Source organism: Actinoplanes sp. NPDC048796, from assembly GCF_040650035.1.
Classification (GTDB): Bacteria; Actinomycetota; Actinomycetes; order Mycobacteriales; family Micromonosporaceae; genus Actinoplanes.
This window is the reverse complement of sequence record NZ_JBEZGO010000005.1, coordinates 182,154-204,475: the sequence shown is the minus strand read 5'-3', so window position 1 is coordinate 204,475 and position 22,322 is coordinate 182,154. Positions and strand designations below refer to the sequence as shown.

At 70.9% G+C, this 22,322-nt stretch carries 21 protein-coding genes; 9 read left to right on the top strand and 12 right to left on the bottom strand.

Annotation, left to right across the window (positions count from 1 at the left end):
• Window positions 1-46: 46 nt before the first annotated feature.
• Window positions 47-610 (bottom strand): hypothetical protein, encoded by a 564-nt coding sequence (locus AB0C26_RS22620; RefSeq protein ID WP_360250619.1) that lies wholly within the window; start codon window positions 608-610, stop codon window positions 47-49.
• 10 nt (window positions 611-620) lie between these two features.
• Window positions 621-1,760, bottom strand: coding sequence for a zinc-dependent alcohol dehydrogenase (locus tag AB0C26_RS22615; protein ID WP_360250616.1), 1,140 nt, complete (start codon window positions 1,758-1,760; stop codon window positions 621-623).
• 476 nt (window positions 1,761-2,236) lie between these two features.
• Between AB0C26_RS22615 and AB0C26_RS22610 the strand changes: the two genes are divergently transcribed.
• The 4 genes from AB0C26_RS22610 (at window position 2,237) to AB0C26_RS22595 (ending at window position 5,844) form a co-directional block, all read left to right on the top strand.
• Window positions 2,237-2,815, top strand: a complete 579-nt coding sequence (locus AB0C26_RS22610) for an RICIN domain-containing protein (protein WP_360250613.1) — start codon at window positions 2,237-2,239, stop codon at window positions 2,813-2,815.
• Window positions 2,816-2,884: 69 nt separating this feature from the next.
• On the top strand, window positions 2,885-4,006 hold the full coding sequence (locus AB0C26_RS22605) for a 5-methyltetrahydropteroyltriglutamate--homocysteine S-methyltransferase (RefSeq protein ID WP_360250610.1): 1,122 nt from the start codon (window positions 2,885-2,887) through the stop codon (window positions 4,004-4,006).
• A gap of 63 nt (window positions 4,007-4,069) precedes the next feature.
• Window positions 4,070-5,035, top strand: coding sequence for an ATP-binding cassette domain-containing protein (locus AB0C26_RS22600; RefSeq protein WP_360250607.1), 966 nt, complete (start codon window positions 4,070-4,072; stop codon window positions 5,033-5,035).
• Complete coding sequence (locus AB0C26_RS22595) at window positions 5,032-5,844, top strand: ABC transporter permease (RefSeq protein ID WP_360250604.1); 813 nt, start codon at window positions 5,032-5,034, stop codon at window positions 5,842-5,844. The genes AB0C26_RS22600 and AB0C26_RS22595 overlap by 4 nt, the downstream gene beginning before the upstream one ends.
• A gap of 8 nt (window positions 5,845-5,852) precedes the next feature.
• On the opposite strand, the gene AB0C26_RS22590 is transcribed toward AB0C26_RS22595, so the two are convergent.
• Window positions 5,853-9,047 carry a BTAD domain-containing putative transcriptional regulator gene (locus tag AB0C26_RS22590; RefSeq protein ID WP_360250601.1) on the bottom strand — a complete coding sequence of 1,065 codons (3,195 nt, stop codon included), beginning with the start codon at window positions 9,045-9,047 and terminating at the stop codon, window positions 5,853-5,855.
• Between the two features lie 77 nt (window positions 9,048-9,124).
• Here AB0C26_RS22590 and AB0C26_RS22585 point away from each other — a divergent pair, with 77 nt between their 5' ends.
• Window positions 9,125-9,421 (top strand): hypothetical protein, encoded by a 297-nt coding sequence (locus AB0C26_RS22585; RefSeq protein ID WP_360250598.1) that lies wholly within the window; start codon window positions 9,125-9,127, stop codon window positions 9,419-9,421.
• A gap of 28 nt (window positions 9,422-9,449) precedes the next feature.
• On the opposite strand, the gene AB0C26_RS22580 is transcribed toward AB0C26_RS22585, so the two are convergent.
• Window positions 9,450-9,794 (bottom strand): DUF2255 family protein, encoded by a 345-nt coding sequence (locus AB0C26_RS22580; RefSeq protein WP_360250595.1) that lies wholly within the window; start codon window positions 9,792-9,794, stop codon window positions 9,450-9,452.
• 69 nt (window positions 9,795-9,863) lie between these two features.
• Window positions 9,864-10,622, bottom strand: a complete 759-nt coding sequence (locus AB0C26_RS22575) for an SDR family oxidoreductase (protein WP_360250592.1) — start codon at window positions 10,620-10,622, stop codon at window positions 9,864-9,866.
• 86 nt (window positions 10,623-10,708) lie between these two features.
• On the opposite strand from AB0C26_RS22575, the gene AB0C26_RS22570 reads away from it, so the two are divergent.
• The gene (locus AB0C26_RS22570) at window positions 10,709-11,560 is read left to right on the top strand and encodes a helix-turn-helix transcriptional regulator (protein ID WP_360250589.1); all 852 of its coding nucleotides are present in this window, start codon (window positions 10,709-10,711) and stop codon (window positions 11,558-11,560) included.
• 10 nt (window positions 11,561-11,570) lie between these two features.
• On the opposite strand, the gene AB0C26_RS22565 is transcribed toward AB0C26_RS22570, so the two are convergent.
• From AB0C26_RS22565 to AB0C26_RS22555, 3 genes are all read right to left on the bottom strand, one after another.
• Window positions 11,571-12,263: a hypothetical protein gene (locus tag AB0C26_RS22565; protein WP_360251638.1), complete on the bottom strand. Its 693-nt coding sequence runs from the start codon at window positions 12,261-12,263 to the stop codon at window positions 11,571-11,573.
• Window positions 12,263-12,604, bottom strand: coding sequence for an ankyrin repeat domain-containing protein (locus AB0C26_RS22560; protein ID WP_360250586.1), 342 nt, complete (start codon window positions 12,602-12,604; stop codon window positions 12,263-12,265). Before AB0C26_RS22560 ends, AB0C26_RS22565 begins: the two co-directional genes overlap by 1 nt.
• A 189-nt stretch (window positions 12,605-12,793) precedes the next feature.
• Window positions 12,794-14,023, bottom strand: coding sequence for an MFS transporter (locus tag AB0C26_RS22555; protein WP_360251635.1), 1,230 nt, complete (start codon window positions 14,021-14,023; stop codon window positions 12,794-12,796).
• A 137-nt stretch (window positions 14,024-14,160) separates the two neighbouring features.
• Here AB0C26_RS22555 and AB0C26_RS22550 point away from each other — a divergent pair, with 137 nt between their 5' ends.
• The 3 genes from AB0C26_RS22550 to AB0C26_RS22540 all read left to right on the top strand — a co-directional run bounded on the left by AB0C26_RS22550 (window position 14,161) and on the right by AB0C26_RS22540 (window position 17,622).
• On the top strand, window positions 14,161-15,096 hold the full coding sequence (locus AB0C26_RS22550; protein WP_360250583.1) for a LysR family transcriptional regulator: 936 nt from the start codon (window positions 14,161-14,163) through the stop codon (window positions 15,094-15,096).
• Between the two features lie 241 nt (window positions 15,097-15,337).
• The gene (locus AB0C26_RS22545) at window positions 15,338-16,090 is read left to right on the top strand and encodes a hypothetical protein (protein WP_360250580.1); all 753 of its coding nucleotides are present in this window, start codon (window positions 15,338-15,340) and stop codon (window positions 16,088-16,090) included.
• A 38-nt stretch (window positions 16,091-16,128) separates the two neighbouring features.
• Window positions 16,129-17,622, top strand: a complete 1,494-nt coding sequence (locus tag AB0C26_RS22540; RefSeq protein WP_360250577.1) for a GGDEF domain-containing protein — start codon at window positions 16,129-16,131, stop codon at window positions 17,620-17,622.
• Here the strand turns inward: AB0C26_RS22540 and AB0C26_RS22535 are convergent.
• The 4 genes from AB0C26_RS22535 to AB0C26_RS22520 are packed head-to-tail and all read right to left on the bottom strand — an operon-like array spanning window position 17,619 to window position 22,173.
• Window positions 17,619-19,100 carry an alpha-N-arabinofuranosidase gene (locus AB0C26_RS22535; RefSeq protein ID WP_360250574.1) on the bottom strand — a complete coding sequence of 494 codons (1,482 nt, stop codon included), beginning with the start codon at window positions 19,098-19,100 and terminating at the stop codon, window positions 17,619-17,621. The two genes, AB0C26_RS22540 and AB0C26_RS22535, sit on opposite strands and share 4 nt — an antisense overlap.
• A 9-nt stretch (window positions 19,101-19,109) precedes the next feature.
• Window positions 19,110-19,961: a carbohydrate ABC transporter permease gene (locus AB0C26_RS22530; protein WP_360250571.1), complete on the bottom strand. Its 852-nt coding sequence runs from the start codon at window positions 19,959-19,961 to the stop codon at window positions 19,110-19,112.
• The gene (locus AB0C26_RS22525) at window positions 19,958-20,839 is read right to left on the bottom strand and encodes a sugar ABC transporter permease (protein WP_360250568.1); all 882 of its coding nucleotides are present in this window, start codon (window positions 20,837-20,839) and stop codon (window positions 19,958-19,960) included. The genes AB0C26_RS22530 and AB0C26_RS22525 overlap by 4 nt, the downstream gene beginning before the upstream one ends.
• Window positions 20,836-22,173: an extracellular solute-binding protein gene (locus AB0C26_RS22520; protein ID WP_360250565.1), complete on the bottom strand. Its 1,338-nt coding sequence runs from the start codon at window positions 22,171-22,173 to the stop codon at window positions 20,836-20,838. Before AB0C26_RS22520 ends, AB0C26_RS22525 begins: the two co-directional genes overlap by 4 nt.
• Window positions 22,174-22,322 lie beyond the last annotated feature (149 nt).

The window sequence follows — 22,322 nt, the reverse complement described above, 5'->3', positions numbered from 1 at the left end:
GAGCGGGGCTGAGGCCGGGTGGGCGGGCTGAGGCTGAGCGGGGCGGTCAGCGGCGCTTCCGGCGGATCAGGGCGTACGTGATGGCGGCGCCGATCAGCCAGGGTGCGGCCACGACGATCGGATCCAGCGGGTGATGGACGACGTCGGCGCGGCCCTGGCCGCGGCGGGAGGCGAGGCCGTGGTGGGAAAGCTCGCTGCGCACGCCGGTCTCGGCGATCAAGCGGTCCGGGTGGCCGGCGGCCAGCGCGCGCAGCCGGCTCTCCGCCACGTCGACCCGGTCGGCGGCCAGCAGCAGCAACCAGTGCGCGGCCCGGCCCTCACTGAACTTCGCGTACGAGTACCGGCGGATCGCGCCGGACAGGCCACGGGGCGGGCACGACGTACCGAAAACGGGTGTCAGGAATTTGTGCTCGATCGACCGTTCCCGCGGCCATTTCTCCGGCTGCCGCTCCGGGAACTCCCAGTGGGCGCCGCTCAGATCCGGGTCGAAGACCTCCCGCGGCACCGAGGGCCGGTCCTTCGGATCCAGGTCGGCGCCCCAGCCCGGAATGCGGGCGCGCAACTCGTCGGAGGACTCGGCGAGCTTCGGCTTGTCCGGCGTGTATGCCATGGCGGGTCTCCTACGCGACGATGAGCGGCTTGATGCAACCGTCGAGCTTCGCCGAGAAGATGTGGTAGCCCTCGGCGATGTGCTCCAGCGGAATGCGGTGCGTGACGATGTCGCTCGGCTTCAGATAGCCGTTGCGGACGTGCTCGAACAGGCGCGGCCACTGCCGTTTCACCGGGCACTGGTTCATCCGCAGGGTCAGGCCCTTGTTCATCGCGTCGCCGAACTTGACCAGGCTGAACATCGGCCCGTAGGCGCCCATCACCGAGATCGTGCCGCCCTTGCGTACCGAGTCGATGGCCCAGTTCAGCGCGACCGGCGAGCCGCCCTGCAACTTCAGCTTGGTCGCCGTCACATGCTGCAGCAGATTGCCGTCGGCCTCGGCCCCGACCGCGTCGATCGCCACGTCCGCGCCCAGATGGTCGGTCAGCTTCTTCATCTGTACGACGATGTCGTCGTACTCGGTGAAATTGATCGTCTCGGCGTGGGCGAAGGTCCGCGCCTTCTCCAGCCGGTACTCAAGGTGATCGATGACGATCACTCGGCCGGCGCCCATCAGCCAGGCCGACTTGGCGGCGAACAGCCCGACCGGCCCGGCGCCGAAGACCACCACCACGTCACCCTCGGCGATGTCACCGAGCTGGGCCCCGAAATATCCGGTGGCCAGCGCGTCGGTGAGCAGCACGGCGTCGTCCTCGTCCATCCAGTCGGGGATGGGGCTCGGCCCGACGTCGGCGAACGGCACCCGTACGTACTCGGCCTGCCCGCCGTCGTAGCCGCCGCACGTGTGCGAGTAGCCGTAGATGCCGCCGACCGCTGTCGCGTTCGGGTTGACGTTGTGACAGTTGGAGTACAAGCCGCGGGCGCAGAAGAAACAGGTGCCGCAGAAGACGTTGAACGGCACCATCACCCGGTCGCCCGGCTGAAGCCGCTGCACCGACGGGCCGACCTCGTCGACCACACCGACGAACTCGTGCCCGAACGTCATCCCGACCCGGGTGTCCGGCATCATCCCGTGGTACAGATGCAGGTCGGATCCGCAGATGGCGGCCCGGGTCACCCGCACGATCGCGTCGTTGGGGTGCTCGATCACCGGGCGGTCCTTCTCCTCGACCCGTACGCGGTACGGACCGCGGTAGACCATCGCTCGCATCAGCGCCTCCTCGAACTGGCGAACATGCGGCTACCCGTTCCGATCGCCGGCAAACGGGATCACCCGGCCGGATTGCGCGCCGGCCGGCCGGTATGAGCCGGCCGGCCGGCGCCGGGTCAGACGAGCTTGACCGTCCAGTCGCCGCCCCACTCGCGGGCGATCCAGCCCGGTCCCCGGGCCGGCTCGGAGGTCTTCCCGGCCGGCAGCTTCGCGTCGTACTCGCCTTTGGTGCAGTTGCCGATGGATCGGTCGGATTCAGCTCATCGATCCGGGCGGACGCGGGCAATCCGGCGGGCCGTTCCGCACTGACCGGAACACCGTTCAGCGCCGTTCGACGCGCGTCGGACAGCGGTTTCCCCTGCCGGTTCGTGGTGGGATGGCGGGTCCGGCGACCGCTATCGGGGGATGTCGCGCCGGCCGGGTGGGGGCTTACGGTGCCCTGGCACATGTTCGCGCGGCCGGTCTAGGTGGGTCCCATGGTGACATTTGTGAAGCGTCTCGCGATGGTGGTGGCGCTGGTCGTGGCCGCGCTGACGGTGCCCAGCTCGGCTCAGGCGGTGGTTCCCCGGGACAACGGCTTCTATGAGATCCGGTCGCGGGCCAACAATCTGTGCCTCGACGTGTACGGGTTCTCGACCGCCGACGGTGGGGCGGTGGTGCAGTGGCCCTGCAACGGGGCCGCCAATCAGCAGTGGCGTCCGCTGTTCGTGAAGTTCTGCTCGCCGTTCATCAGCATCACCCAGATGCCCTGCTACGTCTGGATGAACAAGCACAGCGGCAAGTGCCTGGACGTGCAGTGGGGGAACGCGGCCAGCCGTACGAAAATCTGGCAGTGGCGCTGCGACGGCAACAACGCCCAGCTCTGGATGCCGCGCTACCGCAACGCCGACAGGGCCGAGTACCAGTTGCTGAGCATGCTCTCGGACGGGCAGAAGAAAGGCTTCAAATGCCTGGACGTGCCGTACGTGTCCCGTGATCCGGGTGTTCAGCAGTGGATCTTCGATTGCAACAGTACGGTCGCGCAGACCTACTACCTGCCCGTGTTCAAGCGTTAGGCATCGCCAGAGATCGATCGACGGGTTACCTTGGCGGGACGGGAAGCCGCGCCGAGGGAGGACCTGACGATGACACTCCGTGACACGCCGCCGTTTCGGGCGGATCACGTCGGCAGTCTGCTGCGGCCGCGGCGGTTGCTGGAGGCGCGGGAGCGGCGGGCCGTGGGCGAGATCGACGCGGGCGCGCTCAAGGCCGTCGAGGACGACGCGATCCGCGAGGTCGTGCGCATGCAGCGCGATGTCGGGCTGCGCACGGCGACCGACGGCGAGTTCCGGCGCACGTCGTGGCACATGGACTTCATCTACCGGCTCGGCGGGGTGCGCCCGACCGACGAGAAGATCCAGGTGCATTTCCGCAACGCCGGCGGGGAGCTGGACTTCGAGTCGGCCGCGCTCGCGATCGACGCGCCCGTGCGGCTCACCGACACCATCTTCGGCGACGACTTCACGTTCCTAAGGGAGACGGTGGACGCGGGGCAGACCGCCAAGCTGACCATTCCCTCGCCGAGCATGGTGCACTACCGGGGCGGCCGGGCCGCGATCGATCCGGCCGTCTATCCGGACGAGGAGCAGTTCTGGACGGATCTGTCCGCGGCGTACAAGGAACAGGTCAAGCGCGTCGCCGATCTGGGGTGCCGCTACCTGCAGTTGGACGACACCAGTTTCGCGTACCTCAATGACCCTGAGCAGCGCAAGCTGCTCACTCAGCGTGGGGACGACGCCGAGCATCAGCACCTGCGGTACATCCGGCAGATCAACGCCGCGCTCGAGGGGCGGCCGGCGGGCCTGGCCGTCACCACGCACATGTGCCGGGGCAACTTCCGCTCGTCGTGGGCGGCCGAGGGCGGCTACGACTTCGTCGCCGAGGCGCTGTTCAGCGAGCTCGCGGTGGACGGCTTCTTTCTCGAGTACGACGATGAGCGCTCCGGCACGTTCGCCCCGCTGCGGTTCGTGCCGCCGGGCAAGATGGTCGTGCTGGGCCTGGTCACCACCAAGCGCGGCGAGCTCGAGTCGAAGGACACGCTGAAGCGCCGCATCGACGAGGCCACCCGCTACATCCCGCTCGACCAGCTCTGCCTGTCGCCGCAGTGCGGGTTCTCCTCGACGGTCGAGGGCAATTCCCTGTCGTACGAGGAAGAAGTCGCCAAGCTCCGGCTGATCGCCGAGACCGCTGACGAGGTCTGGGGGTGACCGTCAGGCTCGTGTCAGCGCCGTGTGCGCGCGGTGTCAGCGCGCCGCGCGACGCTCGGGGGCATGAGCGATTTCGTGGTGCGTGCGGAAGGCCTCCGCAAGCGATTCGGTAAGACACAGGCGCTCGACGGGGTGGACCTGGCGATGCGCCGCGGCACCGTGCTCGGCGTCCTCGGGCCCAACGGCGCGGGCAAGACCACGGCCGTACGGGTCCTGGCCACCCTGCTGCGCCCGGATTCCGGCCATGCGGAGGTGGCCGGCATCGACGTGCTGCGCGAGCCGCAGCGGGTCCGCCGGCGGATCGGCCTGACCGGGCAGTACGCCAGTGTCGACGAGGATCTGACCGGCACCCAGAACCTGGTGCTGATCGGCCAGCTGCTCGACCTGCCGACCAGGGAAGCCAAGCGCCGGGCGGTCGAGCTTCTCGAGTGGTTCGACCTGTCCGAGGCCGCGGGGCGGATGGCCAAGACCTACTCGGGCGGCATGCGGCGCCGTCTCGACCTCGCGGCCAGCCTGGTCGGTCACCCTGAGGTGATCTTCCTGGACGAGCCGACCACCGGCCTCGACCCGGCCAAGCGCGAGGACATGTGGGGCGTCGTGCGCAGCCAGGTCACCCAGGGCGCCAGCGTCCTGCTGACCACGCAGTACCTGGAGGAGGCGGACGCCCTCGCCGACGAGATCGTGGTGATCAACAAGGGGCACGTGATCGCGCACGACACCCCGGACGGGCTCAAGCGGCTCGTCGGCGGCCTGACCCTGCGCGTACGCCCGGCCGACCCGTCGCGCGTTCCGGATGTGCTCCGGGTGCTCGACAAGGTGGCCGCGCCCGGCGCGACGGCCAGCGCCGACGGCTCGGCCGGGGCCCGTCCGGGCGCGGTCAGCGTGCCCGTCGCCGACGACACCGCGCTGCTCGACGTCGTCCCGGCCCTGCGCGAGGCCGGCATCGAACTCAACGACTTCGGCCTGCACCTGCCCAGCCTCGACGAGGTCTTCCACACCCTCACCACCAAGAAAGAAGAGCTGGTATGACCACCTTGACTCTGGGCACCGTCAGCGACTCGCCGCGTGGGGGCTCGCTCGCCGCGCTCGCCCGGCACAGCGTCGCGCTCGCGCGCCGAAGTTTGATCAAGACGATGCGGACGCCCGAGGCCCTGATCGACGTGACCCTGCAGCCGGTGATCTTCCTGCTGCTGTTCACGTACCTGTTCGGCGGGGCCATCTCCGGGGGCCACCGGGACGAGTACCTCCAAGTCCTGCTGCCCGGCATGCTCGCGCAGTCGCTGGCCATGGGCGGCATCGCCCTCGGCCAGAACCTCAACGCCGACATCGAGAAGGGCGTGTTCGACCGGTTCCGGTCGCTGCCCGTGGCCCGGTCGGCGCCGCTGGTCGGCGCGGTCGGGGCCGACATCATCCGCTACCTGACGGTCTGCGTGGTGATGCTGGGCTTCGGCATGATCATGGGCTTCCGGGTGCAGACCGGGTTCCTTCCGGCGGTCGCCGCGGTGGCGCTCGCGGTCGGCTTCGGGCTGTGCTTCTGCTGGATCTCGGTGTGGGTCGGCATGCTCGTGCGCACCCCGGGCGCCGTACAGGGACTGATGTTCCTGATCGTCTTCCCGTTGTCGTTCGGCAGCAACGTCTTCGTCCCGGCCGACACGCTGCCCGGCTGGCTCCAGTGGTTCGTGAACGTCAACCCGATCACGCCGCTGGTCTCGACCATCCGCGGGCTGCTGCTCGGCGGCCCGGTCGCCTCCCACCTGTGGGCGACGCTGGCCTGGATGGCCGCTCTGCTCGTCGTCTTCGTCCCGCTCGCCCTGCGCGGCTACTCGCGCCGCGCCTAGTCACCCGGTCACGCTTTCTCGATCCCCGCCCGGCTGAGCCGGGCGGGGTCGACCCGGGTCAGGGCCGTCTTTCCGTCCAGGTTCCATCCTTTCCCGTACGCCTCGTCGAAGGCGTCCCCGCCGAGCGCCAGCCGGCCCTCGCGGCTCAGCTTCGCGATCTGCGGATCGGTGTGGTCGTGGGCGCCGCGCAGCCGGGCCGCCGCGCCCAGCATCACGGCCATCTCACCCGCCCGCCCGTACGCGCCGGCCAGGGCGGCCGCACCGACCGCCACCAGCGACATCAACGGCATGTCACGCGACTCCAGCGCCGCCGCGTACGCCCCGGCCAGAGCCTTCTCGGCGCCGGCCGGATCACCCAGCTCGAGGCAGAGCCCGGCCCGCACGGAACCCACGATGGCCCGGCCGTGGTCACCGCCGTACATGTACCGCTCGCCCATCTCCTTCTCGGCGTGTTCGAGCAGCACCCGCGCCCGGTCGAGGTCACCCAGCCGCACCCACATGCCCGCCTCGAGCGCGTTGATGAGGATGAGGAACTCCGGCGAGACCGCGCGCCGGGCGCGGTCGCGCACCTCCTCGGCCATCGCGATGGCCAGCTCGTTCTCGCCCAGCCGCATGTTGAGGTCGATCCAGCGCAGGTCGATGAAGATCTCGTCGGTGAGGCTGAGCGAGCCGAACTCGCGGGCCACCGCACGGGCCCGGCGCAGGTCGTCCAGCGCTCCCTGCAGGTCACCGGCGTACTGCCGCATCATGGCCCGGGTCGGCAGCACGGTGGCCAGCCCCCAGCGGTCGCCGATCCGGCCGAACGCGGCCAGGGCCGCCGTCACGTCCTCGCGTACCTGGTCGAGCTGCCCCTCGTTCTCGGCGATCTGGGCCCGGAACACCCGGGCCAGGGCGCCCAGCCACTCGTCGGGCCCGTCGATGAGCCGCCCGAGCAGGGCCAGCGAGGCGTCGTTCTCCCGCAGCCAGGCCAGCGTGATGGCGGTCAGCGGACCGGCCAGCCCCGGCAGCTGCGGGTAGGCGGTGAGGCGGCCGGCCAGCTCCCGCAGCTCGTCGCGGCGGTGCTCGAGGATGTCGCCGAAGATCTCGTTCTGCGCGCTCGCCCGGTTGAGCAGCAGGATCGCCTCGGCCGTGTCGCGTTCGAGTGTGTGACCGCCGGCCGGCAGGGCCAGCGCCTCGCCGATCCAGTAGACCGCGTCCGTGTGCCGGCCGAACATCTGCCAGTACCAGGTCAGATCCAGCGCCAGGGAGACCGCGGCGGCCGCGTCGCCGCTGTCGCAGAAGTGGCGCAGGGCGGCCAGGGTGTTGTCGTACTCGGCGCGGATCTCCCGCATCGCGTCGAGCTGTTCCGGGCCGCGCAGTCGCGGGTCGTTGCGGGCGATCAGGCCGGCCAGGTAACGGGCCGCGAGGTCGCGCGCGTCACCCAGGGTGCCCTGCTCGATGCCGTACTCACGCAGCGTCTCGAGCATGCGGTAGCGGCCGTCCTCCGGCGCCAGCCGCAGCAGTGACTTGTCGACCAGGGCGGCCAGCAGGTCGGGAATCTCGGCCGGGGGCACCGCGGTGCCGGCGCAGATCGCGGCGGCCGAGGCCGGCGTGACACCGCCGGGCAGGATCGAGATCCGTTCGGCGACCGTACGCTCGTGCTCGCTCAGCAGGTCCCAGCTCCACGCGATGACCGCGCGCAGCGTGCGGTGCCGCGGCATCGCCGCCCGGCTGCCGGTGGTCAGCAGCCGGAACCGGTCGGAGAGCCCGGCGGCCAGCTCGGCCAGCGACATCGTCCGCAACCGGGCCGCCGCCAGCTCCAGCGCCAGCGGCATGCCGTCGAGCCGGCGCACCACCTCGAGGATCCCGCCCAGCGTCTGATCGTCGACGTCGAACCCCGGCCGTACGGCGCCGGCCCGCTCCGTGAACAACCGCACCGACGCCGCCCGGCGCGCCTGGGCGACGTCGGCCCCCGGCTCGGGCAGGGCCAGCGGCCCGAGCGGCGCCAGCGCCTCACCGTCGATGGCCAGCGCCTCCCGGCTGGTCGCCAGCACCCGCAACCCGGCCGCGCGCGGCAGCAGCGCCGCCAGCAGACGCGCGACGGCGTCGATCAGATGCTCGCAGTTGTCCACGACGAGCAGGCTCTCCCGCCCGTTGAGCTGGTCGGCCAGCACGTCGAGCTCGTCGCCCTCGGCCCGCAGCCGGGCGTCGAACAGCGCCGACCCGCGCAACCCGATCGAGGCGAGCACGGCCGCGCCCACCTTCGACGGCTCGGTGACCGACGACAGATCGACCAGCCAGGCCCCGTCCCGGTACTCGTGCCGGCGCCGCCGGGCCGCCTCGACCGCCAGCCGCGTCTTGCCGGCCCCGCCGGGCCCGACCACGGTGACCAGCCGCCCGCTGGTGAGCAGCGTGTCGACCCGGGCGAGGTCGTCGTCGCGCCCGACGAAACTGGTCAGCGGCGCCGGCAGGTTCCCCTCGGCCTCGGCCCGCGCCTCCGGCTGCCCCCGCAGCAGCCGCACGTGCGCCTCCTGCAGGGAGGCGCCCGGATCGACACCCAGCCGCTCGGCCAGCGCCTCCCGGATCCGCTCGTAGACGGCCAGCCCCTCGGCCGGCCGTCCCCGCGCCGCGAGCGTCTCCATGAGCAGCACGGCCGCCCGCTCGTGCACCGGATCCTCGGCCAGCAGCGCGGTCAACCGGGCCGCCGCGGCCTCGGGCCGTCCGGTTCGCAGCTCCGCCTCGGCCAGGCCGGCGGCCGCCTCCCGCGCGACCTGCGCCAGCCGGGTCGCGGCGGCCGGCGCGACCGAGCCGACGGCGGCCGGGTCACCCCAGAGCTCGACGGCCTCGGCCAGGAACGTGGCGGCCGCCGCCGGATCACCGGCCCGCAGCGCGTCACGCCCCTCGGCGGCCAGCCGCTCGAAGCGCAGCGCGTCCACATCGTCGTCGGTGACCGCGAGCCGGTAGCCGCCCTGCGCCTGCGTCACCGACTCGGCGTCCCCGAGCAGCCGCCGCAGCCGCGACACCAGCGACTGGAGGGCGTTCGCCGGGTCACCCGGCTGTTCCTCGGCCCAGAGCGCCCCGACCAGAGCGCCGGGCGCCACGGGCCGCCCACCGGCCAGAGCCAGCCGGACCAGCAGCCCTCGCAGGCGCGCCCCGGGAACGGGCACGGCGGCACCACCGACGGCCACCTCGAAGTCGCCGAGCAGCGTCACGCGCAGATCCACACCCCGATCCTCTCGCGCGGGCGCACGTGTCCCCAAACCCACCCTCGCCCGGTGCCCGCCGCTGCCACGATGGGTGAGTGAATCCCGACGAAGCGCTCCGCGCGCTGGCGGCGTGGTTGCTGACCGAGGACGCGTACGAACGCGGCGGCGTACCCGACGAGGTCCTCACCTACATGCAGGACCACATCGACGACGTCCTGGCGCCGAACGCCACCCTGGCGGCAGCCGACTTCCTGCGCGAACACGCGGGGGCCGGCGGTGGCCTCGCAGCTGTCGCCCGGGACCGCGCGGCCCTGCGCGCCCTCCTCACTCACCTCACCGGCCGGCAACCGGAGCCCAGCGACCTGCAATGGCGAGCGGACCGGCCCACCTGAGCCGGCCGGTGCCCGAGCCGGGCCGGGATCACGCCGGCTCGACGCGCAGGGTGTCGTCCTGGGCCGACGGGCCGGTGACCAGGGCCGCGTTGGCGCCGTACTTGGCGCGGTAGGCGGCGTCCAGCGCCTCGGCGGGGCCCGGCTCGGCTGACAGGAGGACGTCGCGGTCGAGGCCGCCGGCCGCGATGTGCCCGCGCGGGTCGCTGAGGGCGGCCCGGAACCAGGCCGATCGGCGGCCCCGGAACGCGCGTACGTACAAATCGCCGTTCATGACGACCATGCCCAGTTCGACGCCCTCGCGCCGGGCCGGGCCGACGCTCAGCATCAGCGACGGGCTCGCGGCGAGGACGGCTGCTTCTTCGGATGACCACATGACTCGACCCTGGCGCGGAAATTGGCGCCGCGCCCCAGGGCCGAGCACTGGCCGGCCCGGGCCGGGGTGTCAGGCGCCCGCGCCGCCGTCGACCGGGAGGACGGCGCCGGTGACCCATGAGGCGCGGTCGCTGAGCAGCCACAACGCCGCCTCGGCGATCTCGCGGGGCTCGGCCATCCGGCCCATCGGGGTCGTCGCGGTGATGCGCTGGACGATGCCCGGTGTGGCGGCCTCCCACGCGTCGATCATCTCGGTGGCCGTGCCGCCGGGCGTGATGCCGTTGACCCGGATGCCCTGCGCGGCCCACGTGACCGCCGCCGTCTCGGTGATGCTGTCGAGGGCGCGCTTCATCGCCCCGTACGCGGGCAGGGCCGGGTTGGCCCGCCGGCTGCCGATGCTGGACGTGTTGACGATCGCGCCGCCCCCGCCGGCCCGCATGAGGGCCGCCTCGGCGGTCATGGCCGTCCAGTGGCCGCGGAAGTTCACCGCGAACTGCCGCTCGACGTCCTCGTCGCTGGTGGTCTCCAGCGGCCCGGGCTGCTGGATGGCCGCTCCGTTGTTGAAGGCGCCGTCGAGCCGCCCGTGCAGTTCCCCGGCCCGGCCGACGGCGGCGCGGATGCTCGCCGGATCGGCCAGGTCCAGGGCTACGGCGTCGGCGGCGCCACCCGCACCGCGGATCTCGGCCACGATTTTCTCCAGGGCCCCGGTTCCCCGGGCGGCGAGGACGACGGCCGCGCCCTCCCGGGCGAAGAGGCGGGCCGCGGCCGCGCCGATGCCACGGCTGGCGCCGGTGATGAATACGACCTTGCCGGTCAGCATGTCTGTCATGCCGGAAAGCCTCGCCGCGCTCGCGCCCCGGAGACAGGCACAAGCCGTACCAGGCTCCGCCCTCGCCCGGCGCGCAGACTGGAGGCATGGACAAGCAGGAGCTGGGAGCGTTCCTTCGTACGCGCCGGGAGCGGCTCCGCCCCGAGGACGTGAACCTTCCGTCCGGCCCGCGCCGGCGAACCCCCGGCCTGCGCCGCGAGGAGGTGGCGGTGCTCGCGCACATCTCCACCGAGTACTACGTGCGCCTCGAGCAGGGCCGGGCGCCGCGCCCGTCGGCCGAGGTGCTGGCCGGTATCGCGAGCGCTCTGCGCCTGACCACCGCCGAATCCGGCCACCTGCACGTGCTGGCCGGCACCGCGCCCGTCCGTACCGCCCGGCACCGCCGCGACGTGCGCCCGAGCATCCTCGCCCTGCTCGAACGCCTCCCGCGGACCGCGGGGTTCGTGACGTCGGCGACCTTCGAGGTGCTGGCCTGGAACGACCTGGCCGCCGCCCTCATGGAGGACTTCGGCGCGCTCGCCCCGGCCGGCCGCAACCTGGCCCGCAAGGCGTTCCTGAGCCCCGGCCGCGCGCTCTACGGCGTCTCCGACGTCAGCGAGTTCCGCCACCACGTGGTGATGGAGCTCCGCGCCACCCTGGCCCGCTACCCGGCCGACCCGGAGGTGACCGCCCTGGTCCGGGACCTGCGCGACGGCAGCCCCGACTTCGCCCGCCTGTGGGACCGCCACGACGTGCAGGGCGCCCCGATGATCACCAAGACCTTCCACCACCCGGTCGTCGGCCAGGTCACCGTCGACTGCGACTCCCTGGCCCTGACGGAGAGCGACCAGCACCTGGTCCTTTACAGCGCCCCGGCGGGTTCCCCCGACGCCGAGGCGCTGGCCCTGCTGAGCGTCTTGGGCTCCGACCCGTTCGGCGCCACCGCGCCCCGGCGGTGATCGGCCGCGTTCAGGAAAGCGTGACCGTTCGCAGACCGCTGCTGGTGCCGACGAGCAGCGGGCCGGGGCCGGCCGCCACCGACCGGGCCCCGCCGTCGACGGGCAGCACGGCGAGCGTACGGCCGTCCCTCGTCGCCAGCAGGACGAGCAGGCCGTCGAGGCCGAGCGCGATCGTCTCGCCGTCCGGAGTCAGGCACGGCCGGGAGGAGAGAGCCGGTGGGATGCGTGTGGCGTTGACCGAGCGCTGCCAGACCACGGCGCCCCGGGTGTCGGCCATCAGGAGGACGTCGTGCCGGCCGGTCCAGATCACCAGGTGACGGCCGTCCGGGGTGAACACCACGGCCGGGATCTCGTCGCCGTCCAAGGCCTCGATCTCGGTGACGGGCTCCAGGCCACCGTCGGGCGTGACCCGGTCGAGGCGGACGTGGGCGCCGGCCTGGAACGAGCACGTCGACGCGAGCAGGGTGCCGTCGGGGGAGAAGGCCACGCAGTCGTTCCGCTCGCCGGCCTCGACGCCGGCGGTGACCCGGCGGGCGGCCAGGTCGTAGAGGACCACCCGCTCGTCGTCGGTGGCCGCGGCCAGCCGGCGGCCGTCGGGGGAGAACGCCAGGGCGGTGACGTCGCCGAGCCCGGTGAGCGGCCGCGGCGTGGCGAGGTAGTCCGCGCGGAGTTCGGCGCCGGCGCCGACCGGGGCGACCGCGATCAGGGGCCGATGCGGATGGACGGCGAGGTCGCGGAAGGCGATGTGCTCGGTCGCGACGATCGCCTCGGCGTCTGACCGGAGCCGTCGCGGGCGTCGACCTCCGCTCCCGCCTCCAGGAGCACCCGCGCCTTGCCTTCGGGGGCGTCGCGCCGGGCCCGCACCGGGGCGTCCGCCGCGAGCAGCATCCGCACGGCCTCGGCGGCCCCGGACGCGGCCGCCGCGTGCAGCGCCGTCTCACCCATCCACCCGCGAGCGCCGGCCGCCGCCGGATCGGTTTCCAGCAACCGCCGCAGCCCGGCCACGTCCCCGCCCCGCGCCGCCGCGATGACTTCCGGTTCCATGGCCGGATCATGACACGCCGCCTTCGACATGGCGGTTGAGGAGCATCGGAACGGCAACTGGCGCGTTCGGCGCTGTTGCGGTGGGGCAGGTCGAGGCCGGTTCCGTGGAAGGCGCTCCACGGGCCACCACCTCGGTGGCGGGGTACGGGGCTGTAGGAGCGCTGACGAGGGCGTTCTGCAGGTCGCAGATCACCAGTGCGCTGGACCGGTCGAGGGAGTACGTCCACGTCGGGGCAGCAGGAGCGGGGTGGTCAGCATGAGAAGGCCGGCGATCGCCATCGCGATGCGCAGGCTGGTGACTGTGGCCAGCAGCCCCCACAGCGCGGTGAGGGCCGCGATGGTGGCATTGCTGGTGACCGACCACGCGGACAGCGTGCGGGCGACTCGGTTCGCCGGTGTCTGGTCGAGTCGATAGGTCGCGAATACCGGGTTGAACACGCCCATGCAGGCGACCAGCCCGAACTGGAGGGCGATGACGAGCACAAGACCGGCGATGCCAGGGCCGACCAGGGCGAGCCCAAGCGGCCAGCAGGCGCGAAGCGCGCCGGCAGTCAGCAGGATCTCGCGTTGGCCGAACCGGGTGACGAGCGGCTGCGCCAGGCGTGAGCCGATCAGCCCGCCGACGCACGGCGCGCCGAAGGCGAGGCCGTACTGCCAGGGCGCGAACCCGAGCCGGCCGAGCATGAGGACGGCCAGCAGCGGTGAGGTCGCCATGATCAGACCGTTGACCAGGACCGTGTTGAAAAACAGCGGGCGCAGCGCCGGGTGGGCCAGGATGTAACGCCATCCGTCGAGCAGGTCCCCGGGTTTCAGCCGTATCCCACCGGTGCGATCGGGGCGTGGCTCCCGTCCTCCGGTCGCCCGGATACCCAGCGCCGACAACAGGTAGCTCACCGCGTCGACCGCCACGGTTACCACTGGACCGAACAGCCCGATCGCGGCATTGCCGAGCGGCGGTCCCACCACGGTGGCGGTCCACGTGGTGGCCTCGAACCGGCCGTTCGCGACGAGCAGCTCCGCCCGCGGGACCAAGGTCTTCAGATAGGCGCCGCTGGCCGCTTTGAAGGTGATGTCGCACGCCGCGGCAGCAATCGACACGACCACGAGCTGAGTGAAAGTCAGCCGGCCGAACGCGAACGCGGCGGGAACGCTCATCAACACGGCGAACCGGATCAGGTCCATCGTCACCATCACCGGCCGCTTGCGGCGAAACTCCACCCACGGGCCGAGCGGCACCGCGACGACCGCACCGACGGCCAATCCCGCAGCCGACAGCAGTGACACCCCGATCGGGCCGACGTGCAGTACCCGGATCGCGATCAAGGGGAAGGCGCCGAACCCGAGCCACGTGCCGAACGTGCTCACCGTGTACGCCGTCCAGAGCCACCTGAACTGCCGCCCCAACGATCTTTCAGTCACCACCCGGTGGCCCTCACATCTCAGCAAAACAACTGATAGTTGATGGCTGGGATCCAATCAGGCAGTGCTACTGCGTATCAAACAACCGCCACGCCGGGATCGAACAACCTGCGGTTGTGACGGTAAGGTCTGTCGACATGGACTTCGACGCCGTGCGCACCTTCGTCGCCGTTGCCGAGGCGGGCCAGTTCCAGGAGACCGCCGCCGAGCTGTCGATCACCCAGCAGGCCGTCTCCAAACGCATCGCCGTGCTGGAGCGCAACCTTGGCGTACGGCTGTTCACCCGCACGCCGCGCGGTGCCGAACTCACCATCGACGGCCAAGCATTCCTGCCCCATGCCCGCGAACTGCTCCGCGCCGCCGAGCGAGCCGCCGCAGCGGTGCGCCCCGGAAGCCGTCCGCTGCGCGTCGACGTGATCGCCTCACGCCTCGCCACAACCGGCCTGATCCGCGGCTTCCACCAGGCCCACCCCGAGATCGAACTCGACGTGATGAAACTGTTCGACATCGAGACGGCCATCGCGGCCCTGCGGGCCGGAGCGATCGACGCGTCCTTCCGCGCGGTCGCGATGCCCGGCCGGCCCCTTCCCGAAGACATCGAGACTGTCCGTGTGCTCGACGAGCCACACCAACTGCTCACCGGCCCCGCCCATACGCTGGCGTCTGCCCGGTCGGTGACGATCGCGCAGCTCGCCGGGCATCGCATCTGGATGCCCGGCATCACCCCGGGCACCGAATGGGCCGCCTACTACGACGACCTCGTCGCCGAGTTCGGGCTCACCATCGAGGCAACCGGCCCTAACCTCGGCGCCGACGCGCTCCTCGACACCGTCGCCGACACCCCGGCACTGGCGACCTTCATAGGTGCGCAGACCCGCCTCGTCTGGCCTGCCAGCCACGGTCTGCGCCGCATCCCGGTGATCGACCCCACCCCGGTCTACCCGCACTCGCTCCTCTGGCACCGCGACAATCTCCACCCGGCACTGGCCGCCCTCCGTGACCATTTCGCTGCGACGACGTCCAGCCACGACAACCCTGGAACCTGGACGCCGAGCTGGGTGATCCGGCCGTAACCGCAGAGTCTGTAGACATGCGCTTCACGCCTGATCGGGCCGCGACGGCGGTCGAACGTCACGACTGCCCGAACTGTGGTGCACCGGCCGGCAGCGCCTGCCGCACCCGGGGCGGGAAGACCACAGCGAAGTGCCACACCGCGCTGGCTCTGGATCACCAGTTCAAGCAGGCCGCCCCTGAGATCCGGTGATCGTCACCGTGCACGAACTCAAGCGGCTGGCCCCGTAACGCGCTGAGCTGATGACGCTGTCGGCGGATCCGCAGGCCGGCGGTATCCAGCTCGAACTGCTCACCGGACCGCTGACCGGCGTCTACGACCCCAACGGCATGGGGGTCATGTTCTTCGCCGCCCCCACCGCTGCGCCGCCTGCCGCCCGTCGAAGACCGCGGGCGCCGCGGTCCTATGCTGCCGCGGTGATCAAGATCCGTGGAGTGGTGGCGCTGGCGGCGCTGATGATGGCCGGGGCGTGCGCGCGGGCCGACGCGGAACCAGCCGTCACACCCGTCCCGTCCGGCTGCGAGCCGACGGCGGAGACGCTGACCTGGTCGGCCGTGACCACGACGCCGGTGCTGACGCAGGTCACCCTGTTCCGGGCGGACGAGCTCGCCTCCGGCGGGGCGGGCCGCCGGCTGCTGGACAAACCGTTCACCCCGTCGGTCACCGGTGTCGACGCGCCCGGGTGGCTGACCGCGCTGGGTGCCTCGCTCGCGCGGAAGACCGGCCGGCCGGTGCACACCACCGCGCCGTCCGCCGAGGGGCAGTCGTTCGGGTACGGCTCCGGCGCCGGGCCGGCGGATGTCGTCTACACCGGCGTCGACCGTGTCACCGCCGACTTCGAGGTGCGCTGCGGCACCACCGTGCGGGGCCGCTTGCAGGGCTGGTCCCGGACCGTGGCCGGTGGCCGGTCGTGCGCGGGCGACATCACCACCGACGTCTTCGGGCGGCTGGCCGTCCAGCTGTGCCCGGCGCAACCGTCGCCGCCCGCGGGCTGAATCCTCAGGCCGGCGCCGGAACGACCGATACCGCAGAGGTGAACCGTCTTCTCCGCGATCCGCTCATACTGGCGGCCGTGCTGTGGACGCTGGCCGGCGCCTGGGTGCTCTGCTCCCTCGACGCCGCCCACGACCAGGCGCGGGCCTTCTGGGCGTTCCAGCCGCCGCTCGACGCGCTGCTGGCCTGGTCGGCGTGGCGGGTCCACCGGATGGCGACCGGGGCCATCCGCCGGTTCTGGCTCGTCATGACGGCGGCCGGCGTGCTCTTCACCGTCGGCGACACCGTGCAGGCCGTCACCGCGTTCATCGGGCCGGGTCTCAAGGACACCGCCGGTGGGCCGGTGCAGGGGCTGCTGTTCGCGGTGGGGCTGGGCGCCATCATCGTGGCGATGCTGCTGCATCCGATTCCGGGGAGTTCGCGCCGGGAGAAGGTGGCGTTCTGGCTGGACTCGTCGACCGTGCTCGTGGGCGGGGCCGTCGTGGCGTACTGCTTCGCCATCGAACCCTCCCAGCACGGCGGCAACATCGCCGGGACGCTGGCCGCCGGCTGCGTCATCCTCACCTCGTGCTTCGCCGCGGTGAAGCTGGTTCTCAGCGGCAACGCGCCCATGCACCGGGCCGCCGCCGTCCCGATGATCGTGTCGGCCGGGATCAACAGTGTCGGCTTCTTCCTGGGGCCGAACCCCGACGGCACGCTCGACCCGTACGTCTTCGTCGTGCGCCTGCTGCCGTCGTTGCTGATCGGGCTGGGCGCGCGGATCCAGGAGGACGTCGCCCGGTTCGACCAGGGCTCGGCGTTCGGGTCACGGCGGCGTCGTCCCTACAGCCTTCTCCCGTACGGATCGATCGCCGTCGCCTTCACCACGGTCGTCGTCGAGACGCCGGCCGGCCCGCATCCGCGCCTGTGGGGCGCGATGGCCGGCCTGGGCATCATCGTGATCCTGGTCGTCTGCCGCCAGCTGGCCGCGTTCCACGAGAACAACCGCCTCATCGACCAGCTGCGCGAGCACGAGGCCCGGCTGCGGCATCAGGCCCTGTACGACGGGCTGACCGGCCTGGCCAACCGCACCCACTTCCACGAGGAGGTCACCGGCGCGCTGCGCGACGTCGGTGACGAGAACACCTCGCTGCTGCTGATCGACCTCGACGGCTTCAAGGCGGTCAACGACACCCTGGGCCACGCCGCCGGCGACGTGCTGCTGGCCGGCGTCGGCGGGAAGCTGACCGCGTGCGTGCGCCCGGGCGACGTGGTGGCCCGCCTGGGCGGCGACGAGTTCGCCGTCCTGCTGCGCGACTGCGACGGGGAGGGCGCCGAGCACACGGCCCAGCGCATCCTGCGCGAGCTGGCCGAGCCGATCCCGTTCGAGGACACCGCCGTGCGCGCCGGCGCCAGCATCGGCATCGCCTGCGCCACCTGTGACGACGACGTCGACTCGCTGGTGCGCGACGCCGACCTGGCCATGTACGCCGCCAAGCGCCAGGGCAAGGGCACGTGGACCCGCCACCACCGCGACCTCGCCCCGGCGTCCTAGAGGCGGATCGCGCTCCACGACACCGGTGGCAGCGTCACCGTGACCGTGCCGTCCGTCGCCTCCACGGCCAGTTCGCGGGGGATGACCCGGTCGGGGAACTGCTGCGTGTTGGTGGCGGTCAGGTCGTCGTCGCTGAGCACCCACGCCTCCGACACCGGTCCCCGGGCGGGGAAGGAGAAGGAGACGCTTTCGGTACGGTGGCGGTTGACCACGAAGACCGACAGGGCGCCGTCGTCGTGGGTGGCCACGGCGTCGACGACCGGCACCGCGCCGAAGCGCGAGGTCTCGTACACCGGGGAATCAATTTTGACGTCGAGCACGTCGCCGGAGGAGAGGCGGGACGTCAGGGCGAACGGGTGGAACGTGGTCTGCCGCCAGGCCTCGCCGTCGGGTTCGCTGCGGATCGGGGCGATGACGTTCACCAGCTGCGCCAGGCAGGCGGCGGTGACCCGGTCGCTGTGCCGCAGCAGCGAGATGAGCAGGCTGCCGACCACGACCGCGTCCATCACGTTGTAGCTGTCCTCGATGACGCGCGGGGCCACCTCCCACTCGGTGATCGCCGAGCGGGACGCCTCCCACTGGCTGAGATACCAGACGTTCCACTCGTCGAACGAGATGTTGATGCGCTTCTTCGACTTCAGGCGGGCGCCGACGCTGTCCGCGGTCGCCACCACGCTGTCGATGAAGTGGTCCATGTCGACCGCCGAGGCCAGGAACGAGTCGACGTCGCCGTCCAGCGGCTCGTAGTAAGCGTGGGCCGAGATGTAGTCGACCTGGTCGTACGCCAGCTCGAGCACCTCGGCCTCCCAGGCGCCGAAGGTCGGCATGGACGAGCTCGAGCTGCCGCAGGCGATGAACTCCGCGTCCGGCTGGGCGGCCCGCAGCGCGCGTGCCGTCTCGGCGGCCAGACGCCCGTACTCGTCAGCGGTCTTGTGTCCCGTCTGCCAGGGCCCGTCCATCTCGTTGCCGAGACAGAACATGCTTATGCCGTACGGCTTCTCCGACCCGTTCCGGCGGCGCAGCTCGGCCAGATGGGTCCGGGCCGGCTGGTTGAGGTATTCGTGGACGTCGAGCGCCTCCTGGACGCCGCGGGTGCCGAGGTTGAGGGCGTACATGACCTCGACCCCGGCCTTGCCCGCCCAGCGCATGAACTCGTCGACGCCGACCTCGTTGGTCTCCAGGCTGTGCCAGGCGAGGTCGCGGCGCACCGGCCGGTCGGCGACCGGCCCGATCCCGTCCTCCCACTTGTATCCGGAGACGAAGTTGCCGCCGGGGTAGCGGACCAGCGAGACGCCGAGCTCCCGGACGAGGGCGAGCACGTCGGCCCGGAAGCCGTCGGCGTCGGCCGAGGGATGCGCGGGCTCGTAGAGGCCGCCGTAGACGCAGCGGCCCATGTGCTCGACGAACGAGCCGAAGGTGCGGCGGGAGACGGGGGCGACGACACGGTCGGGGTCGAGGTGCAGCTTGGCGTTGAGCACGTTGGTCCTTTACTTGAGGCTTCCTACGGCCAGTCCACCCTGCCAGTACTTCTGCAGGGTCAGGAAGGCGACGACGAGCGGGACGATCGACACCAGCGAACCGACGATGATGAGGTTCCAGAGGGACTGGCCACCGCCGTTGTTGGAACTGGCCAGCTGCTCCCACAGGCCGATGCCGACCGTGAGCGGGTAGAGCTTCGAGGTGGACAGCATGGTGAGCGGCAGGAAGAAGTTGTTCCAGGTGGAGACGATCGACAGCAGCAGCACCGTGATGACCCCGGGGCGCATGAGCGGCAGCGCCACCTTGACGAACGTGCGGAGCTCGCCGGCGCCGTCGATCCGGGCCGCGTCGAGCAGTTCGTCGGGTACCGACGCGGACGCGTACACCCGCATGAGATAGACCGCGAACGGGCTGAGCAGCGACGGCAGGATGACGGCCCAGATGGTGTCGGTGAGCCCGGCGTTCGACATGAGCACGAACGTCGGGATCACCAGGGCCGTCAGCGGCACCATGACCGACCCGAGCACGGCGGCGAAGACCACGTTGCGGCCGCGGAAGCTGAACTTCGCGAAGCCGTACCCGGCGAGAACCGAGACGACCGTGCAGCCGATGCCGCCGGCGAAGGCGTACAGCGCGGAGTTGCCCAGCCAGCGCAGATATTCACCGTTGTTGTACGTGAACAGGTCGCCCAGGTTCTCGAAGAAGTGGAAGCCGTTCGAGAACCACAGCGCGCCGCGGCCGGAGAACAGTCCTTCGGCGTTCTTGGTGCTGGCGACCAGAAGCCACCAGACCGGGATCAGGAAGTAGCACACCATGGCCAGCAGCAGGAGCTTGGCCCAGATGTGGCGGGGCCTGGTCACGTGAAGATGCTCCCCTTCTTGCGGGTGACGAACATGAAGATGCCGACCGCCAGGAAGACCACGAAGCCGAGCGAGAACGAGATGGCCGAGGCGTAGTTGAACTGCGCGTAGCGGAAGGCGATGTTGTACGCGTAGATGTTCGGCGTGAAGTCGGGCGTGACCGAGCCGTTGGCGATCGGGGCCAGGATCTGCGGCTCGGTGAAGAACTGGAGCGTGCCGATGAGCGAAAAGACCAGGATCAGCACCAGGGCCGAGGACACCATCGGCACCTTGATGCGCAGCGCGATCTGCCGCGCGGTGGCGCCGTCGATGCGCGCCGCCTCGTAGATGGACGTGTCGATGCTGCGCAGGGCGGCGTAGATGATGATCATGTAGTAGCCGGACCACTGCCAGGTCACCACGTTGAGCAGGCCGTAGAAGATGTTGCCCTGGCTGAGCAGGAACGGCGCCCGCACGTCGAACGCGGTGGCGATCTGCTCGATCGGGCCGAAGCTCGGGCTGTAGAGGAAACCCCACATGAGGGCGCCGAGAACGGCCGGAATGGCGTACGGGAGGAAGATGACCAGCCGCGAGAAGCGGGCCAGGCGGCCGGTCACCTCGTCGAGCACGAGCGCCGCGACCAGGGCCACGATGATCTGCAGCGGGATGACGACGGCGCTGAACCGCAGCACGAACCAGAGGCCCTTGCGGAACGACGGATCCTCGAAGGCTCTGGTGTAGTTGTCGAAGCCGGCGAAGGTCGTCCCGGTGGCCAGCCCTTTCGTCCAGAGCGAGAGGTAGCCGGCGTAGCACAGCGGGGCCACCAGGAAGGCCAGGAACACCACCAGGAACGGCAGGATGAAAAGCCAGCCCGTTGCTTTTCCGCGTGTCGTCGTCACTTGACCGTGAAGCCCTGGGTCTTCGCGTACTGGACGATCTGGTTGTGCAGGTCGGTGGCCGCCTGGTCGCCTGTCGTCTTGCCCTCGTTGATCTTCACGATCTGGGCCTGGAGCTGGGCGTAGTAGTAGACCGTGAAGGGGCTGTAGGTGGCGCCCTTGTACGCGTTCTCGGCCGGGATGTAGATGTCCTTGTTCGCGGTCTGGCCGTTGAAGAATTCGACCTTCGCGTTCACGAACTCGTCCGAGGTCAGCACGCTCTGGTTGAGCGGGAAGATGGTCTGCGTCTTCCAGCCGTCGGTCAGTGAGGCCTCGTCGGCGTACAGGCCCAGCGCCACCTTGGCCGCGTTCGCCTTGTCGGTGGCCTGGCTGGTGACCGCGAAGGCCGAGCCGCCCCAGTTCACGCTCACCGGGTTCGCCGGGTCCCACTGCGGCAGCGGGGCGACCGCGAACTTGCCCTTCTCCTTGCCGTTGCCGACGCCGGCGCCGGTCAGATAGCCGGGGGCCCAGGCGGCCGAGACGTACGTGGCGTACTTGCCGCCGACCATGCCCGCGATGTAGTCGGTGGTGAACTGGTCCTCCTTGCCGACCAGCCCCTTCTTGGAGAGGTCGCCCCAGAAGTTCAGCACGTCCTTGGTGGCCTGGTCGTCGAGCTTGACGGTGATGTTCTGCTTGTCCTTGAGGTCGTAGACGAACGGCACCGCGCCCTTCTGGATCATCAGGGCGGTCGTCACGGCCGGCACGTTGCTGCCGAAGTCGCCGAAGACCGGGCCGCCGGCCGCCTTGACCTTGGCCGCCGCCTCGGCGTACTCGGCCCAGGTCTTCGGGGGTTTGATCTGGTATTTGTCGAAGATGTCGGTGCGGTAGATCAGCGCCATCGGGCCGCCGTCGACCGGCGCCGCGTAGACCGCGTCGCCCTGCGAGACGTCCTTCCAGGCGCCCTCGCTGAAGTTCTTCTTGACGTCGCCGGCGCCGTACGGGGCCAGGTCGACCAGGGCGTCCTGGATCTCGAAGCCGACGAGCTGGTCGGCCTCGAGCATGATGACGTCGGGCGCGCCCTTCTTGGCCGAGATGGCGGTCTGGAACTTCTCGTACTCGGGCTGGCCCTGCCCGGCGTTGGTCCAGCAGACCTGGACGTCGGTGTGCTGCTTGTTGAAGTTGTCGACGACCTTGGCCATGTTCGGATACCAGGCCCAGACGAGGACGCGGGGCGCCGCCTCGTTGACGATCTTGTTGGTGCAGTTCGTCGGCTTGGCGGCCGTCGTTTCTTGATCATCGCCGCCACCGCACGCGGCCAGCGTGGTGATGAGCGCGAGGCTCATCGCGGTTTTTGTCATGAATCGCATGGTCCGGCCTCCTGTGCACGGGCGCGCCGACATGACCGACGGTGACGTCGGCGCGATCGATGGATCTGGAGCCGAATGGCGGGGGAGTACACCACTCGTGGGGGTTGGTGTGAGGTAGATTGCGCTTTGCAGCGCTGCAA

Excerpts from the sequence above, each read along its gene's own strand:
- AB0C26_RS22520 (WP_360250565.1), bottom strand. The coding sequence starts at position 22,173 with ATGACAAAAACCGCGATGAGCCTCGCGCTCATCACCACGCTGGCCGCG.
- AB0C26_RS22605 (WP_360250610.1), top strand. The coding sequence starts at position 2,885 with ATGACACTCCGTGACACGCCGCCGTTTCGGGCGGATCACGTCGGCAGT.
- AB0C26_RS22615 (WP_360250616.1), bottom strand. The coding sequence starts at position 1,760 with ATGCGAGCGATGGTCTACCGCGGTCCGTACCGCGTACGGGTCGAGGAG.
- AB0C26_RS22595 (WP_360250604.1), top strand. The coding sequence starts at position 5,032 with ATGACCACCTTGACTCTGGGCACCGTCAGCGACTCGCCGCGTGGGGGC.
- AB0C26_RS22570 (WP_360250589.1), top strand. The coding sequence starts at position 10,709 with ATGGACAAGCAGGAGCTGGGAGCGTTCCTTCGTACGCGCCGGGAGCGG.
- AB0C26_RS22580 (WP_360250595.1), bottom strand. The coding sequence starts at position 9,794 with ATGTGGTCATCCGAAGAAGCAGCCGTCCTCGCCGCGAGCCCGTCGCTG.
- AB0C26_RS22620 (WP_360250619.1), bottom strand. The coding sequence starts at position 610 with ATGGCATACACGCCGGACAAGCCGAAGCTCGCCGAGTCCTCCGACGAG.
- AB0C26_RS22575 (WP_360250592.1), bottom strand. The coding sequence starts at position 10,622 with ATGACAGACATGCTGACCGGCAAGGTCGTATTCATCACCGGCGCCAGC.
- AB0C26_RS22610 (WP_360250613.1), top strand. The coding sequence starts at position 2,237 with ATGGTGACATTTGTGAAGCGTCTCGCGATGGTGGTGGCGCTGGTCGTG.
- AB0C26_RS22545 (WP_360250580.1), top strand. The coding sequence starts at position 15,338 with ATGACGCTGTCGGCGGATCCGCAGGCCGGCGGTATCCAGCTCGAACTG.
- AB0C26_RS22600 (WP_360250607.1), top strand. The coding sequence starts at position 4,070 with ATGAGCGATTTCGTGGTGCGTGCGGAAGGCCTCCGCAAGCGATTCGGT.
- AB0C26_RS22550 (WP_360250583.1), top strand. The coding sequence starts at position 14,161 with ATGGACTTCGACGCCGTGCGCACCTTCGTCGCCGTTGCCGAGGCGGGC.
- AB0C26_RS22560 (WP_360250586.1), bottom strand. The coding sequence starts at position 12,604 with ATGGAACCGGAAGTCATCGCGGCGGCGCGGGGCGGGGACGTGGCCGGG.